The following is a 17,059-nucleotide window of genomic DNA, read 5'->3' on the forward strand; positions in this document are numbered from 1 at the left end:
CTCAAATTATTCTTTCCAAGTCAGCTTTATCCTCTGCGCGGCCAGGTCGATCGCGTCCTTGATTTTCTCACCGCTTAAAACATCATTTATTAAATCGGCAAACACCGATTCGGCGGCCGCGGAATCTTTGCCTCGATACCAGCTCTGAGCCGTCAGCAATTGATCCGCGAAAACATCCAAGTCCGGATCATTGAGCTGTTCGTTGATCAGCGCCCTTAACGCCGTGGGGCGCTTGCTCGATGCTAAATATTTTCTGGCTTCATCCGGTGAGGTGATGAATTGAATGAAGTTCCAGGCGTGATTTACATTTTTGGTTTTTTTGGATACGGTTTCCACCCAATAATTGGCGTAATTGGTGCGATTGTCTTCATATATTTGAGGAGTTCCGGCGATGTCGTAATTCAATTTCGGCGCTCGAGAATCTATAACCGGAATATGGTAAGCATACCCGAAAAAATAAGCGGTCTGCCCGGTAATGAAAGCATCCAGCGAATTGGGCATGTCTTCGTTCCAAGTGTAAAACCCGCTGTCTATTTGAGAAAAACCCGTATAAAAAGTCAAAGCTTCCTGTCCGGGCGGCAATTGCGAGGTCGAGCCGGCAGGTTTTTGATTGAATAAAACATTGCCTTGCTTGTCCGCCATGACCGCGCGATTTTGCATCATCAACAGAGACAAAATATCAAAAGATCTGACAATATTGTTGGCCGTGCCCAGAGCCACTCCCGAAATCAAAATATTTCCATCCGAATCTTTTTGGGTCAGTTGTTGCGCTTGGCTGATGAAATCCTCCCAATTTCTCGCCGGCTGGGCAATGTTCGCGTTATTTAACAAATCGCGATTATAGAACAAAACCAAGGTGTCCAAACTGATCGGCAGACCAAAGATCCGCTCGACCCCGTCCTGCGTCCAAATCACGTCTTGAGTCACCACTTCCGGAAAAATCTTGGGCGCGTCTTTGACGGCCAAAGAAGTTTTTACTTCATTGATCACGCTTTCTTTTTTTCTGATATCGCCTTCCGTTATCTTTCTGGCCACCTGCGTTTGAGCCGGCAGAGGGGAAATCAAGGTCTGATATTTATTCACCCACGTATTGTGTATGGAATAAATATCCGGTCCCCGATCCTGCGCGAAAGCCTCGATCAATTCTTTTTCATATTCTTCAAATCTGAATTTACGGTAATTGATGGTGACATTGGGATAAATCGCTCGATAATCGTTGATTAATGTCCTAATATCGTTCGGTTCTTCCCAAACGCCCCAATATTCGAGCACCACGGACTCATAAGAAACTGCCGGCGCGGATCCGCAAGACAGACCGGTGGTCAACAAAAACAATAATATCAAAAAAATAACGCTGGCTTTTATTTTTATTCTCATACGGTAAAAATAATATTGCTCTTTATTTAATTGTTTTTTTCAAAAATGCCAAAAATTCTTTTCTCAAGCTCGCATTTTTCAAGCCGAAATTCACATTGGCTCTCAGATAGCCGTGCTTATTGCCGCAATCATAGTACTCGCCTTCATATTCTAGCGCGTAGCCATCTTCTTCTTTCAATAAATCGTTAAAAGCGTCAGCCAGCCAGATTTCGCCGCCTTTGCCCGGCTTGGTATTTTCCAATTTTTCAAAAATTTTCTCGGACAAAACATATCTCATCCCCAAAATCGCCAAGTTCGACGGCGCGCTCGCGAGCGAAGGTTTTTCCACGGTTTTTTTTATTTTGTGCAATTTGCCGATCGAGGAAATCGGGTCCACAATGCCGTATCTGTCCACCAATTTTTTATCAACCTTTTGCACGCCCACGTAATTGCCCGGATGTTTTTTATAACTTTGCAAAAGTTGCTTCATGGCCGGGACTTTGCTGTCGATGATGCTGTCGCCGTCGGAAAAAACAAACGGCTCATCGCCCACGATTTCTTTGGCCATCAGGAGAGCGTGGCCGTTGCCGAGAGGTTTGTTTTGCCTGACGTAAACGAATTTGGCCATGGAAGAAATTTTCCTGACCTCGGCCAATTCTTCTTTCTTGCCCTTTTCCTCCAATTGATATTCCAATTCAAACGACGGATCAAAATGATCCTCAATCGCGCGTTTGGTTCTGCCGGTGATAAAAATAATTTCTTCAATGCCTGACGCCACCATTTCCTCAACAATATATTGAATAACGGGTTTGTCCACGACCGGCAGCATTTCTTTCGGCTGGGCGATGGTGGCCGGCAAAAACCTGGTGCCGAAGCCCGCGACCGCGATAACCGCTTTTCTGATTGGCTTCATACGCTGTTTCAAAATAACGAATTAATATTCTCTTTCATTTTAACATATTTTTCAAATATCTGACAAAAAACTTATAAACAAAAAAGCGCGGGCGCCCGCCTTTGGCGGACTGTAAGAACAGAATAATATTCTGGCCCTACACGCGGACATGCGTCCGCCCTACCCGCGCCTATCCGAAAATACGCTTCTTCAAAACATTATAGCCATCGGGCTGTCTTAAGATTTTCGCCACGTCCACGGCGAAATCCCGTTCAAAAAATTCATCTGAAAAAACGATATTTAAAAATTCATCGAAATCAACCTCTTTTATTTCAATCTTCTCCCCGGGATCAAAATTTTGCTCGCCGATTTTCGCCGCGTTTCTGGCGACGTAGATAAAAATCGTCCAATCGATTTTGGATTCGGGTTCGTATTCCGCAAAAAGCTCCCAGTCATTTGTTTCCATGCCGCTTTCTTCTCTAAATTCCCTTTTCGCCGCTTCAAGCGGCTCTTCGCCCGCCTCGATCCTGCCGCCGAAAAACGAATGGCACCAATCCATGTCGGGCTGCTTCTCGCGGGCGATTAAAATTTTATCTCCGACAGTCGGAATGATTTGCGCGGTGTTTGGCCGCTTGATCCGCTCGAAAGTGGCGCTCGAGCCGTCGAACATTTTCTGCTGCCATTGATAAACATCGAAAATTATTCCCTTGAAAACCTTTTTGGCGTCTTTTGGTATTTTCATAATTCTATATAACATTTCCCCAGATGCTAATGTTGCGGCATGAGTGAGCTGGAACGAAGCCAAATATTCGCAATTTTATTTTCCATAAACATTATCCAACAACCTGTTAAAAAAAGGAAAATCCTTCTTATCGTAGTGTTCGCTAATCATTGCCAAAACATCTTCTCTGCTTTTACTTTGATCTTTTAGATATTGAAATTGCTTGGTGAAGGTATAACGTTCAACTGGATTATTTGGATAGTAGACAGGCATTTTAATAACATCTTCATCAGTTGATTTAAGCAACTTCTTCATATCTTCAATTGCCTGTTTATCGCCTCCATGACTTTCAATTTGGCTAAGTTCATGTTCTAGATCTGTTCGAGAAATACTTGCGTATTGTGCGATATCCTCAAAAGCAAATTTTTGCATATTTCCGCGATAACTCTCAGGTGACTCAAAATCCAAAAAGTTTTGGCAATGCGCCAATTCATGACACAACCAAGCAATTTCATCGGGATTTCCCCGCGCTTCAAAATAACTCTGTTTGATTAAGATGAGTTGTTTTTCAGCACTTGATTCCGAGGGTTGGTTTCCCTTGTCCCATAAATCATCCGGGACCACCGCGATAGTAACTCCGTCTAATCTTTCATCATGAAGAGCCTCGCGTTGTGCTTTATATTTTGTTGGCAAATCCTTTGCTTTCAATAATCCTACTCTTTCAACAGCGCCTTCTTTTAAGCCAAGGTGTTCTTGCAAGTATTGTTTGGTATCGTTCTGTTCCAGAGGCCGCTCTAAGTCATGCGATACTCCGATCTCTGCTATTTTAGCGTCATCTTGTTTGTTTGCCTCTGCTCGCCCGGCTTCCACACCACCGGAACCCGGCTCCTCTGAATCGACAATCGGGGATTTTACAGGTTTTTCACCCTTTGGTAATTCAGGTTGTTGATCAATTGGTTTTGGTACTTTTTCAGCGTCCATATTTTGTTTTTTATAATATTTTCTATTTTACTTAACTATCATTCATTAATATATTAGCATCGATCCGCGTCAACGAGCAATGATTGATTTTTTCACACGTTTATGCTATAATTCCTAAGATCGTGATTTCATGTTTCATGTTTCATGTTTCATGTTTCATGTTTCATGTTTCATGTTTCATGTTTCATGTTTCATGTTTCATGTTTCATGTTTCATGTTTCATGAAAATGGAGAGGTGGCCGAGTGGTTGAAGGCGCAGCTCTCGAAAAGCTGTAGGGGCGAAAGCTCCTCGTGGGTTCAAATCCCACCCTCTCCGCCACGTCGCTCGCGAGCGACGTGGCTCAGCCAATTTCCAAAATTATGACAATGGAAAAAAAAATCGCGAAGATATTCAATCTCACCGATGAAAATTGGATGAAGCACGCCAATCCATGGAGCGTCTGGACTCGATATTCGGTCTTGCCGATCATTGTCTTGGCTTTTTGGAGCAGGCTTTGGATCGGCCGGTGGTGCCTTATCCCTGCATTGATTTCTCTGGGCTGGATGTTTTTCAATCCGATATTTTTTCCAAAACCCAAGTCAACGAATAATTGGGCGTCAAAATCCGTTTTGGGCGAGCGCGTTTATTTGAATCGGGACAAGATAGCGATTCCAAAGCATCATAAATCTTTGCCAAAAATATTGAACGCGATTTCATTTTCCGGAATAATTTTGTCCGTTTGGGGAATCGTCGCGCTGTCCATCTGGCCGGCAATATTGGGCGTGACTTTGGCTTACTTGGGAAAAAGCTGGTATTTGGACAGAATGGTTTGGTTGTATGAAGACATGAAAGAGCGGCCGGAATACAAAGCATGGATGTATTGATAAACAATTACGAAAATATTACTTTAAATGATTCGCCGCTATCGGCGGTTTTTTATTGGACGGCAAACCGCGCTTTTGATAAAATGAGTGTATCACCAAATTCTTTTCGGAAAAACAAAAAAAACTTCAAATAAAAACTAAAAATCAAAACGCCTTTATGAAACAGCGGGGCACAAAATTAAAACATTACTTTTTAAAAGACATAAATCCGACCATTCGATTTTTGATAATGTCAGACACCGTTCTGGTGGGCGCGGCCGGACTTTTGGGCCCGATCTTCGCGCTGTTTATTGAAGGCTTCATTGATGGCGGCAACGCGGCGGTCGCGGGCGTGGCCGCGGGCATTTATCTTTTCACCAAAAGCGTTTTGCAAATTCCCATCGCGCATTTTATTGATAAAATAAGAGGAGAAAAAGACGACTTCTGGTTCATGTTCATTTTCACCATGCTGATCGCTTTCATCCCGCTTTTATATCTGGTTATTTCCACGCCTTTACAACTTTATCTCGTGCAATTTCTGCTCGGCTTCTTCACGGCCTTCACTTTTCCGACTTACATGGCTATTTTCACCCGACATGTCGATAAATCAAAAGAAGGCACGGAATGGGGCGTTTATTTCACGCTGACCGACCTAACCAGCGCCGCGCTGGCCACCATCGGCGGTTATGTGGCGGCCACGCAAGGCTTTCCCACTTTGATTATCACCGTCGTCGCGATATCGTTTCTCGGCTCCTTGCTCCTCTGGCCGATTAAGCCGTATATCAGGCTGGCCAGAAAAAATAGGAGGAAGACTCGGCAAGCGCGAGCTTAAATCAAAAGCAACAGCAAACCGGCATTATAATATCAATTGCCGGTTTTAAATGCCCGCTTGACAACCAGACTATATTTGATATAATGACTTTAAATATAAAACTTCTAATCGGGTCCTTGCGGATTTGCCGCAAGGGTTGGGCCCGGGTACTTCGAGATTAATATTTTTCGAAGAGAAGTGACTTTTGCAGAAGTGAAAGTCCGGCAGCCTCCGTAACCATGGGATAATCGCTGAATCGAATATTATATAGATATTCGAGGAGTCGATGAAAGCGCTCGCCAAAAATGGCGGGAATCGGGGTGGTACCGCGAGATATGACTTCTCGTCCCTGTTGCGTAATTTATTTACGCTATGGAGACGAGAAGTTTTTTTTGCTCAAAAAAATGATAAGAGCTTCTCGACCGCACCTTTACAAACAACACCCGACGCTACGGAGTGCGTTGAAATAGGGGACAAAAATGATCGATGTAAAACACTACATCAAAGAACATGCGGCGCGAAACATCCCTCTCTGCTTCGACGAAGCATATGCACTGGGGATGTACTTGATGCAGGCCTGCCAAGGAGATACCTTGGCGGCCATTCAAAGCATCGCCTTATTAACAGCTCTACACAATCAAGCTCTCTATTCGTGGAAGAGGAACGGCAGACAAATGGACCATCCTCTCCCTGAAGATTCCGCCGAACAGATTGCGGGGATCTGCGCAGCCGTCTTCGAACACGACATCGTTCAGTCAGAATTCGGCTTTCTGAAACCCAAGGTTCCTTTCGCCATGGACAACTGCGGGATGGGAGGAGATCTCACCGTCACGGCGAACGTTTCCACTCTTGCCGCCTTCATTGCTTCCGCCGCTAGCATTTCCATGTGCAAACACGGCTCCCCCGCCAACGCGGACAAAGGGCGCCATGGCAGTTCGGATTTCATCGATTTGTGCGGTATCAACCGATTCGCCGACAAAGCAGCAGTAGAAAAAAGCGTGGAAGAACTCAATTTTGGGTTCACAGAAGCATTGGACGTGCGCTATAAACACATCCATCTTCAAACCCACGAAATAGCGAAACTGCCACACATGAACGACATCATCGGGCCGATCACCAATCCTCTGTCACCCTCTATTCTCACGAGAAGGGTGGTCGGTCTCAATCATTTGATTCCACCGTTCGTTGTCGCGAAAGCCTACAAGACGCTGAATGACAAAGGGATCACTCAACTGCATCATGGACTTTTCATCCGCGGCTTCACCCAGAAAGATGGGGAAAGTGGCATGGATGAATTGTCTATCTGCGAACCTGGGACTCAGGTTGCGGAATTAAAAAACAGCGAAATCCGGGAATTTTGGCTGAAGGCTGAAGATTTCGGACTGCAACCGATACCTGTCAATTCCGTCTCTCCGCCCCAAGGAATGTCCAAGGGAGAGTTTTCCCTATCCATTCTGAGAGGAGACGCGCCGGCATTCCCGACTCAGATGGTACTGGCGAACGCGGCGATTCTCTTCTATCTGGCCGGCAGGTCCAACGACCTGAAAGAATGCTATCTGCTCGCCAAGGAAACACTGGATAGCGGAAGAGCTCATGAACGAATGAAGCAAGTCAAAGAAGCGCTACCGAAGTAGCTTTTCTCAAAAAGGGGCGACTGCATGACGTCGTCCCTTTTTCATTTCACTTAGTTCTGCTATAATTCAACAAACTATGAAAAATAATTTAAACAAAATTTTCAATAAAACTAACGGCATAATCATAGGCGCCCTGCATTTCGCTCCGCTTTTGGGTTATTCTGATTATCCAGGAGATGAAATAATTCTTAAAAATGCTTTGAGAGATTTATCAGCTTTCGAAGAGGGTGGCGTGGACGGCGTAATCATTGAAAACAATTACGACATCCCGCACAAAATATTTGTTAAAAAAGAAACGGCTGACGAAATGCTCGCTTTGGGAAAAGAAATAAAAAAAATCGCGAAAAAACCTCTGGGCGTCAGCGTGTTATGGAATGACTATAAAAAGGCTCTTTTAATAGCGCAAAAAATTGGCGCTAAATTTATAAGAATTCCTGTTTTTGTCGACAGCGTTAAAACAAACTATGGCGATATTATCGCCGATCCGCAAGCCGTTATAAAATTCCGCAAAGAAATAAACGCTGAAGACATCTCCTTGTTTACCGACATACACGTCAAGCATGCTGAATTATTGAAAAATAAATCAATTGAAGATTCCGCAAAAGAGGCGATCAAATCCGGCTCGGACGCTTTAATTGTAACCGGGCGGTGGACTGGCGATGCTCCCGATTTGGCCGAATTGAAAAAGATCAGAGAAGTCGTCGGGGATTTCCCGATTTTAATCGGCAGCGGCGCTGATGACAAAAACATCAATGAATTATTCGAATACGCCAATGGAGCGATTATCAGCACCTCTTTAAAAGAAGGAGGGATTAAAGAAACCGAAGTTAATGTTAAGGGCTGGGAACAAAGAATTGATAGAAAGCTGGTAAAACAATTCGTTAAAAAAGTTTATAAATAAAATTCTTTAAAAAGAAAACGAGAGCCTTTACGTGGAATAGGCTCTCGCGCGGGCAGGTTCATGAACCGGGAATGAATTCCTGCCTGCGGCAGAGTGTGATAGTCCGACCTGCTTGAAGTTTGTCAAGGATCATGGACACAAAAAACTCCACCAACTCTCAAAAAAAGCCTTATTTAAGGTCTTTTTTTTATTGACAGTATTGACAAAAATGTTAAAATTTGATATAATATAATAATTAGAATACCGACTCCGTAGCGATTTAATCGGAATTTCCGTAAATTCTTATTAAATCGCTATCGAGACGATGGCCGCTTGGGAATAAACTCGAGCGCATCCCGAGACGGGAGAGAAACGATGGGAAACAAAATTTCTCTGAGTAGGACTATGTGCATCGCCATGGAGATGGCCAGGGTTGCTCTGCGCCACTTTCCTCATACTGCTGGTTGCGGCTGGTTCGAACAGATCGACATCAACTGGAAGGATGATGACTCCAAAGACAGGCCGGTCGACTCTCTCTTCTTCGAGTTCACTGTCCGCGTCTTTTGTGACATCCGTGCCAAAGTCACATGCGCACTCGCTCCCCTTCATGGTTACCTCGAAGATGAACAGCATCTAGGCACTGTTTATCTTACCCTCCTCGATGACGACCTTGAGCGGGGGCAACTGCAGTTCAAGTGTCATTTCGCCAATGGGGAGATCGTTGCTCAAACGACGTTTGGGTAAAGATCTCTGAGCGAACCACCTCACCGTTCTTCTGCCGCCATGTCCCACGGACCGCTGGCGGTTTTTTAATTTTCCCCGAATTCAAGCTATAATAAAGTTATATGAAGATCAAAATATTCACGCAAATATTTTTTAAAGTTTTAGCCGCGGTTTTTTTCGTTATTTTTTTAAATCCCCTGCTGGCCGGCCGGTGGAATTATTGGCAAGGCTGGCTTTTTAGCGTGGCCATGATTTTAATGATGATCATTGAATTGATTTTATTTAGAGACAAACTCGACCTGGCCAAAGAACGAATGAACCCCGGCCCCGGCGTCAAATGGTGGGACAAAATATTATTTCCCGCCTTTTCATTGTTCACTTTGGCCGCCTGGGTAGTCGGGGTATTGGACACGGGCAGGTTCGGCCTCAGCGCGGCTTGGCCGATCAGGGCTTATGTCATCAGTTGGCTGGTATTTATCTTTTCAATTTTTATGTTCACTTGGCCGATGCTGGAAAACAAATGGTTCTCCAGCGTGGTCAGGCTCCAAAAAGACCGCGGACAGCTGGTCTGCATGACCGGTCCTTATAAATACGTCCGCCATCCCGGATATGTGGGCGGAATTTTAATGGCTTTAAGCCTCGGCGCCATCTTCGGCTCTTTATGGGCGCTGATTCCCGGCGGTTTGGCCGCGATATTTTTAATCATCAGAACTTACTTGGAAGATAAAACTTTAAAAAAAGAATTGCCCGGGTATTTGGAATATTCGAAAAAAGTTAAATACAGATTAATACCGAAAATTTGGTAAGACTCTTACTTAAACCTCCATGCAAACAACGTTCTTGTCTCCGATTTCAACACTCCGCGCATTTATGACCCGGCCTTTCTCGTTGAAAATAAAAAACCGAAATGATAGACTGAATTCAATGAAAACTTTATGAATCAAATTCAAAAATTAACAGTATCCAACAAACGCGTCGGCCCGATTTTGGCGCGGCATCCGTGGATTTTCTCCGGCGCCATTAACAAAATTCCCGACGGCATCGAAAGCGGCGCGCCGGTCGCTGTTTTTGACGAACAACAAAACTTTCTGGCTCAAGGGTATTTCAATTCATATTCGCAAATCGCGGTTCGCGTCTGGAGTTATGATGAAAAGGAAATCGTGGATGACAAATTTTTCGAAAAACGAATCAAGCAAGCTTTTGAAATCCGTGAAAATTACGTTGAAAACAAAAAAACGGATGCGTTCAGGATAATCAACAGCGAAAACGATTTTTTGCCCGGCCTGATCGCGGACAAATACGGCGATTATGTTGTTTTGCAATTTCACACCAAGGGCATTGAGCGCTGGAAAGATCAAATTTTAAAGGCCTTGATCAAAATTCTCAAACCGAAAGGCATTTATGAACGCTCCGATCTTCGCGTCAGGGAAATCGAGGCCGGAAAAAAACAAGCCGGACTTTTATACGGCAAAATTCCGGGAAAAATCAAAATTTCCGAAAACGGTTTTAAGTTTTGGGTGGATGTCGTTAACGGACAAAAAACCGGTTTTTTTCTCGATCAGCGCGCCAAGCGCTTAGCCTTGATGAAATATGTCGAAAACAAAAATGTTTTGAATTGCTTTTCATACACTGGCGGTTTTTCCGTGTACGCTTTGGCCGCCGGAGCGGAAAAAACGGTCAGCGTGGATTCCTCGGCCTCCGCGCTCGAGCTTGCCAAAGAAAATATCAAACTCAATAAGCTCGATTTGAAAAAATGCGAATTCATTTGCGAAGACGCGAAAAAATATTTGATCGCGCCACAGCAAAAATTCGATCTGATAATTCTGGATCCGCCGGCATTCATTAAAGACAGACGAAAAATCAAACAAGGCCAAGCCGGTTATCGATCCATAAATGAAATGGCCATGAAAATTTTGCCTGAAAACGGAATTTTACTGTCTTGCTCCTGCTCGGCGCATCTGCCGCTGTCCGACTTTCAATTTGTATTGACTCAGGCCGCGGCCAGAGCGAAAAAAACTTGCCGAATACTTGAAACTTACACTCATGATATCGATCACTTGCGTTTGTCGGCCTTTTCCGAAAGTGAATATTTAAAAAGCATCTATGCAATCATCACCGATTAAAAAAGCCAACAACAAACTTCGTCTGAACATGCTGATAATTTTCACTATCGGTTATTTAACGATCTTCTCAATTGTTTCGGTGCTAAACCAACGGTATTCATTCCTTTTCTCAGCCGGCCTTATGCTGATTTTTACTTTTCTGGCGCTCTATCTTTATAAAAAAGCGGGCCTGCCCATTTCCGCCATGACCGCGATGACCTTGATAGCCGCTTTGCATATTTTCGCCGGCAACACGTACATTTACGGCGCCAGATTGTACGATATCTGGCTGATTGATAAATATCTGAAATTCGATAACTTGGTTCATTTTCTGGGAGGTTTTGTCGCGGTTTACATTATCTTTATTTTATTGGAGCCATACCTTGATTCAAAAATCAAAGAAAGAAAATTCGTTTTTTCCGTGCTGTTGATTTTAATAGCCGCCGGCATAGGCACGATCAATGAGATTTTGGAATTGGGCGCGGTTTTATTCTTAAACGCTTCAACTCTTGTCGGAGATTATTTCAACAACGCTTTTGATTTGCTCTATAATTTTCTGGGAGCGACGACCGCCGGACTCTTGGCGATCGGAATGAAAAAAGGCCGCGTTAATAATTGAAACAAATAAAAAACGGAGGAGAATATGCCTCTGTTTTTTTTATTTGTGAAACACTCATTACAATTAATTGACAATCGTTTCGAATGTCCACTGCTTGGCATTATTAATGAAAATTTCTTCGTATTTCGATCCCCATTCGAGCTGATAAATTTGCGGATAGCTGCCTTTTTGATCCGGCGCGTCAATATAAAACTCGAAAGAATAAGTCTCGCCCGGAGCGACCGCTTTACTGATTTTATTGACCGCGTATTTGGAATTCCATGAATAATCGTAAAAATGACTGGTTAACCAACTATTATTCTGGGTGTTTTTATAACTTCTTAATACCAGGTTTTGATTCCAAGAATTAAGCCCCGTATTTTTGAAAGTCAATTTAACCTTGGTTCGCGAAGAAGCCGCGAGCGATTCGGGAAATGTCGATTCGATCAATTCGGCCGCGTACGGCGTGTCAATTCTGGTTAACAAATCCACTTCTCCGCCTAATATCGACTCGCTGACCGCTTCATAATCTCCGTCAATCGGTTCGCCGGTCAGTCTGACGAGCTCAAACTGCGGCCGAAAAAGTCCGGGACCGCGCGTTTGCAAATCAAAACTCCAAGTGGCGATCTCGCCCGGCTCGATCACATCATCTTCGCCGTCGCCGCTCGCGTCCCAGGAACCGTTCAAAAAAGCGATGAAGCCATTTTTATTGGTCCATTGATCATGATAAAACGCGTCATTGCCATTGGCTCGATCGGTCACTTTCAATCTGATCTCCGGAAATGTCCAATTTTTAGTGGAAGTGTTTTTGTATTTCAAAACAATTTGAGGCGTGGTGTCGGAAAAATAAGCGGGCGAAAATTTCTTATCGACCAATTCCGCGGAATAGTAAGAGTCGGCGTTATAAACGGTCACGCTGGCTCGACCGGCGGCGAAATAACCTTCTTGGCCTTTAACCAAAACCAAATTCTTTTCTTCTTTTTCTCCGAGCGGCGCGGTGATGGTCGCGTAAAACCTGGAGGTATCCCCCGGTTTGACATTAGGCTTGTCCGACACGATGTAATCGGTTCTGATGCTGGAATAAACGTCATTATCCTTTTCATCAGCTGTTTCTTCGGACAGCGCCGCGGCCGAAAATTGATTCAGCTTGGCCAATTTTTCCCCTTCTGCGGATTCGGTCAACCTGACCAAATCTTGTTCTATCGTTGAAAAATTATGCCAAGTCGTATTGCCTTCATTTCGAAATTCGAACCAAACCTGCTTTGTTTGTCCGTTCTTTAAGGTAATCTGATCATCGCTTTGGTCAAGCAAAGTCGCCTTGTAAACTCTTTTGTTTTTCAATTCATTATATTTGATTTGCGCTTGGGTGCGAATGATCGGCAATGAAGATTCTATATTCATTCCGGGGCAAGAAGTGCAGTCAACGTCTTTGTGTCCGACAACGGTCGGCAAAAACAGTCCCTCGCGAGTGCTGTAGCCGCCGGGCGGCAAAGACATATCCAGCCCCAGCTTGGCGATCAAATTGATCAACGACGCTCTGGCCGCGGCGGATAAAGATTGCTCGTTATAATCGCCCAAAACAGCGATGCCGATCGTGCCGTGATTAAAGCCGATGACATCGCCGTCTCCGCTGAACACGCTCGAATCGCAAACCGAGCTTCGGAGCGTGTGCCCGCCTATAGCGCCCTCTCCGCCTTGCCTGCCTTCGAAGATTTCTCCATCCGGAGCGATTAAATAATTATAACCGATATCTCCCCAGCCGAGGCCGTTGGCCTGCCAGTTGTAAATGCTGCTTACCATCAATTTGTAATCCGCCGAGTTGATGAATTCATCGCCGTTCAAATCCTTTGGCGCCGAACCCGTGTGATGGAGTATCAAATGATCAATGCCGTAATAATTCACCGGCCAATCCACGTTCGATGACTCCGAAAGCCATTGATTTCTGGGAATTATCTTGAAAGATGGGTCGGGAACCAATTCCTCGCTCATTGTCGTGGCCGCGGACAACAGCCCGCCCTTAACAAAATCCGAAGTTTGGCTGAAAATTTTCAAACTTTTGACATAACTTTTATTTTCAAATTTCAATTCGACTTTATTGCCGGAAGTAAAATGCAAATCGGAGAAAATTTGCTCGTTAATGCTTTCATCTTTGACCGCCATTTCAAAATCTACTTTTCGCCAATCGCCATTAACCGCAAACGACAAGCCTGGGTCTTTGTCCGCGTCCAAAATAAAAGCCAGAGAGTCAAACTCCGGCAAATCATATACACTTTTGTTTAAATCAACCGCGGTTATCTGAAAATTGGGGCCGGAAGCTTGAGCCGCTTTCACGCCAAAAAAAATCAAAATAAATATTATAACCGCGAAAAATTTTTTCATATGGTTTTCCGCTTCCATTATACCATATTCATGGCGCGGGCGGGCGCGCCCCGGTAGGAACAGGGCAATGCCCTGTTCCTACATCGGCGGCAACGCCGCCAGCCGCGCCATCAATATCCACCAAAAAACGGCCAAATCATTTTTAAAATACGGCACATCAACCAATCCGTGAATTAAAATCACGGCAAAAATCATTAAAATTATAAAATATTCTTCCCTTGTTTCCAATTTCTTTTTCCCGCCTTCCCAATACCCCCAAAACACTTTTCCGATTATCAAAAACCAAGTCGCCAATCCCAGCAAGCCGATTTCCGACCAAAAATTCAAGAAAATATTGTGCGGATACAAATAAATTTCAATGTAATCTTTTATGTGAAACGGCGCCACGCGAATTTGATAACCGGCCAGACCCGCGCCTTCAATCGGCGTTTCCGAAAGCATGTCAATTGTCTCCCCCCACATTTCCATCCTGACTTGCCCTGAAAAATCTCGCAAAGTCAGTTTTTCCCAAACGATATTTCTTTCAGCGGGCTGGAAAACGAAAAAGCCTGTCAGCAAAACAATCGCTCCTACCAAAAACCATCTGGTTTTTTTGTTTTTGAAAAAAATTATGGCGGAAACAACGGCCATGGCCGCGATCGCTCCCTCGGACTGCGCAAATACAATGGCGAGAGATGACAACACAATAGTCATGACGAAAAAAATTCTTTTCAGCCAGGAATTTTCTTGCCATTTCAAAACCAATTCGCCCAAATTCCAAATGGCAATCGGAGCCAAAAACAAACCGATGGCATTAGGGTAGCCGAAGATTGAAGTGACTCGCCGAGTTTCCGCGGCTTGCCAAAAAGCATTTGGAATCCAGGCGCCGGTGAATTTTTGATAAATGGCGAAAAGAGAAATCAAAATCGCGCTGACGGAAAAAGCGAAAAAAAGTTTTTGAAAATCTTTTTTGTTTTTAAAAGTGTTGATTAAAACAATGAACAACAAAATCGGTTCGATAAAATAAGCTTTCCAAATTCCCAAGGCCGCGATTTTATCCGGCGAGACAATCACGCCGATGGTGGCGGCGAGCAGAAAAAGCATGATTAACCATTTGAATCCTCGACCAAGCTTGGCCACGCGCCCACCTTGTCCACTCGCTTTGCTCGTCGCTTTTCGGCCTCTCCTTGAAACAATAAACCTTATCAGCCAAACCGCGAAAACGATTAATATCATCAATTCCAAAACAGTCATCGGAATCGGCCCGATTTTGAATCTTAAAAGATAAGAGGGCAAACCAAGGGCGATCAAAATCAAAGCCCAATCAAGCTTTTTCCAGGCTAAAATGGCAAAAATTACAGTAAAAACACTCGCAAAAATTAGCATATCGTTGACAAAATATTAAATTTGTGGTAATTTCTTAAGTTGCTTCACCCCCAACCCATGCGAGGAGGAGGACAGCATGAACAGCGAAAGACTGGCGGCGATCAAGATGTTCCTCGAGCAGGCACGTGACCGCAACACGGCCATGCAGGCCCGCCACCCCGAGTGGAAGACACTCCTGAAGGCCAACCTGCCCGAACTGCCCGCCGCCGAGCCCGCCAACAGTGAGCCCATGCCCGCGGCCGCCTGATCCTCACCTCAACACCAACGCCCCCCCATTTCCCCCCAGCCGAATCGGCCGGGGCTTTTTTATCTCCTTAATTCTAAAGTCTTCCCCTTCTCCTTAATTCTCTTTCATCTCCATCTCTTTAATCTTTCTCCCTTCAACTCCATTCGGGGCATGCCTTCAACCTTAATCTTCACCTCGGCCATGGCCAATCCAACCACAATCCAAACAAACGGCAAATAAATTATTGAAAACGAATTATATTGAATCAAAATGGCGATAATCACCCAAAAAAAACCTTCCAGCAAAATTTTCCTCAATTTATCCCCACTCGCTTTCATTGCTTTATACAAATAGAATAACAACAAAACAAAAAAACTCATAATCGCCAAAAACCCCCAAATTCCGTTTTCCGCCAAAATTTCCAAATACAAATTATTAACGATTTTCCAATCTTGCCTCGATTCCCAGGCTTTTAGCGGCGCCAAAATACCGAAACTTCCCGGCCCTGATCCGAGCCATGGATGTTCTTTGAAAATCAGCCAAGCTTCCTTAAACGTTTCTTGCCTTTCCTGAAAAGCCGCGCCTTGAAAGGGATGGGTCGCGCGGTAAATGAATTGACCCGAAATGCCTGACGGAGCGATGAAATAAATCAATGTTCCGGCCAGACTGATTAAAACCAGCGCGGACACCGCCGCGATTTTTATTTTTCGAGAAATTTTTGAATAATTGAAAACCGCGAAGAGGATCAAAACGGCCAGCCCGGCCAGAAAAGCGCCTCTGGCGCTGGTCAGAACAAAATTTATCAGACTTAAAACCAAGGTGACTCGCAAAAACCATTTCATGCGCTCGCTTTTAACTTTATTCAATAAAAACAACGAACAAAAAACAATTGGCAAAAGCAAAAAATCGGCAAAATAAAGCGGCTCAATGAAAAGGCCTTGAACTCTGGTAAATCCCAAAATACTTTTGGTATATTTTTCAGTTAAAAAAGTCCAATTCGGGCCAAGCCCGGCCATGTCGGCGATGAATTGATAAAGCCCGAAAACGCAGGTTACTAAACTTGAGACCAAAAAGACTTTGATGGCTGTCGCGACTTCTTTTATCTTGTGGAAAAACTGTGGAATAAAAATAGATAAGCTTAAAATGAACACTGTGCTGACGAAAACAAACAAACTTCTATTTAAATCCGGACTAAAAAACAAACCAAGGCCCATGATAATAAAAAATATGATACTCAATCTTTGCAAAGTATAGATTTTAGAGAATCTTGACCTGTATTCTTCAAATAATATCTTGGCATTTTTATTGGCGGCGACTTCAAAAATCTTTTTATAAAACCAAATCAAAATTCCGATCAATAAAAAAACATGCGTCGGCCGGACGGTCGCTCCGAAAACATTGAATACAAAAACCCTTTCAATCGGCAAACAAAAAATGGCCGCATACAGCCAATATTTGCTGCCGGAAAACGTAATTTTTAATTTTTCAAATATATTTTTCACATTTGAAATTTCGCGCGGCAGCGCGCGATCGCGCGCCGTAGGAACA

At 44.0% G+C, this 17,059-nt stretch carries 16 protein-coding genes and 1 tRNA gene; 10 read left to right on the forward strand and 7 right to left on the reverse strand.

What is annotated here, in order from left to right:
- Positions 1-6: 6 nt before the first annotated feature.
- From VMX18_03695 to VMX18_03710, 4 genes are all read right to left on the reverse strand, one after another.
- Positions 7-1,377, reverse strand: a complete 1,371-nt coding sequence (locus tag VMX18_03695) for an extracellular solute-binding protein (GenBank protein ID HUT22471.1) — start codon at positions 1,375-1,377, stop codon at positions 7-9.
- Between the two features lie 22 nt (positions 1,378-1,399).
- Positions 1,400-2,269, reverse strand: coding sequence for a UTP--glucose-1-phosphate uridylyltransferase GalU (gene galU / locus VMX18_03700; protein HUT22472.1), 870 nt, complete (start codon positions 2,267-2,269; stop codon positions 1,400-1,402).
- A gap of 169 nt (positions 2,270-2,438) precedes the next feature.
- Positions 2,439-2,990, reverse strand: a complete 552-nt coding sequence (locus VMX18_03705; protein HUT22473.1) for an NUDIX hydrolase — start codon at positions 2,988-2,990, stop codon at positions 2,439-2,441.
- 75 nt (positions 2,991-3,065) lie between these two features.
- On the reverse strand, positions 3,066-3,950 hold the full coding sequence (locus VMX18_03710; GenBank protein ID HUT22474.1) for a hypothetical protein: 885 nt from the start codon (positions 3,948-3,950) through the stop codon (positions 3,066-3,068).
- Positions 3,951-4,179: 229 nt separating this feature from the next.
- On the opposite strand from VMX18_03710, the gene VMX18_03715 reads away from it, so the two are divergent.
- The 9 genes from VMX18_03715 to VMX18_03755 all read left to right on the forward strand — a co-directional run bounded on the left by VMX18_03715 (position 4,180) and on the right by VMX18_03755 (position 11,562).
- A tRNA-Ser gene (locus VMX18_03715) sits at positions 4,180-4,269 on the forward strand.
- A 41-nt stretch (positions 4,270-4,310) separates the two neighbouring features.
- Complete coding sequence (locus VMX18_03720) at positions 4,311-4,814, forward strand: DUF6653 family protein (protein HUT22475.1); 504 nt, start codon at positions 4,311-4,313, stop codon at positions 4,812-4,814.
- 157 nt (positions 4,815-4,971) lie between these two features.
- Positions 4,972-5,625, forward strand: coding sequence for an MFS transporter (locus tag VMX18_03725; GenBank protein ID HUT22476.1), 654 nt, complete (start codon positions 4,972-4,974; stop codon positions 5,623-5,625).
- A 458-nt stretch (positions 5,626-6,083) separates the two neighbouring features.
- Positions 6,084-7,238, forward strand: a complete 1,155-nt coding sequence (locus tag VMX18_03730; protein HUT22477.1) for a hypothetical protein — start codon at positions 6,084-6,086, stop codon at positions 7,236-7,238.
- Positions 7,239-7,314: 76 nt separating this feature from the next.
- Positions 7,315-8,139, forward strand: coding sequence for a BtpA/SgcQ family protein (locus VMX18_03735; protein ID HUT22478.1), 825 nt, complete (start codon positions 7,315-7,317; stop codon positions 8,137-8,139).
- A gap of 384 nt (positions 8,140-8,523) precedes the next feature.
- Positions 8,524-8,862 (forward strand): hypothetical protein, encoded by a 339-nt coding sequence (locus VMX18_03740; protein HUT22479.1) that lies wholly within the window; start codon positions 8,524-8,526, stop codon positions 8,860-8,862.
- Positions 8,863-8,963: 101 nt separating this feature from the next.
- Positions 8,964-9,647 carry an isoprenylcysteine carboxylmethyltransferase family protein gene (locus VMX18_03745; GenBank protein ID HUT22480.1) on the forward strand — a complete coding sequence of 228 codons (684 nt, stop codon included), beginning with the start codon at positions 8,964-8,966 and terminating at the stop codon, positions 9,645-9,647.
- A 129-nt stretch (positions 9,648-9,776) separates the two neighbouring features.
- A complete protein-coding gene (locus VMX18_03750; GenBank protein HUT22481.1) occupies positions 9,777-10,964 on the forward strand; it encodes a class I SAM-dependent rRNA methyltransferase in 1,188 nt (395 codons plus the stop codon).
- Positions 10,945-11,562, forward strand: coding sequence for a DUF2238 domain-containing protein (locus tag VMX18_03755; GenBank protein ID HUT22482.1), 618 nt, complete (start codon positions 10,945-10,947; stop codon positions 11,560-11,562). The genes VMX18_03750 and VMX18_03755 overlap by 20 nt, the downstream gene beginning before the upstream one ends.
- Before the next feature lie 63 nt (positions 11,563-11,625).
- Here the strand turns inward: VMX18_03755 and VMX18_03760 are convergent, their stop codons facing one another.
- Both VMX18_03760 and VMX18_03765 read right to left on the reverse strand, forming a co-directional pair.
- Entirely contained in the window at positions 11,626-13,920 is a 2,295-nt protein-coding gene (locus VMX18_03760) for a peptidoglycan recognition family protein (protein HUT22483.1), read from the reverse strand.
- A 78-nt stretch (positions 13,921-13,998) separates the two neighbouring features.
- A complete protein-coding gene (locus VMX18_03765; GenBank protein HUT22484.1) occupies positions 13,999-15,285 on the reverse strand; it encodes an O-antigen ligase family protein in 1,287 nt (428 codons plus the stop codon).
- 76 nt (positions 15,286-15,361) lie between these two features.
- Here VMX18_03765 and VMX18_03770 point away from each other — a divergent pair, with 76 nt between their 5' ends.
- Positions 15,362-15,532 (forward strand): hypothetical protein, encoded by a 171-nt coding sequence (locus VMX18_03770; protein ID HUT22485.1) that lies wholly within the window; start codon positions 15,362-15,364, stop codon positions 15,530-15,532.
- 104 nt (positions 15,533-15,636) lie between these two features.
- Here the strand turns inward: VMX18_03770 and VMX18_03775 are convergent, their stop codons facing one another.
- A complete protein-coding gene (locus tag VMX18_03775) occupies positions 15,637-17,013 on the reverse strand; it encodes an O-antigen ligase family protein (GenBank protein ID HUT22486.1) in 1,377 nt (458 codons plus the stop codon).
- Positions 17,014-17,059: the final 46 nt, after the last annotated feature.

Source organism: Candidatus Bipolaricaulota bacterium, assembly GCA_035528115.1.
Taxonomy (GTDB): Bacteria; Patescibacteriota; Patescibacteriia; order UBA11705; family DATKZF01; genus DATKZF01.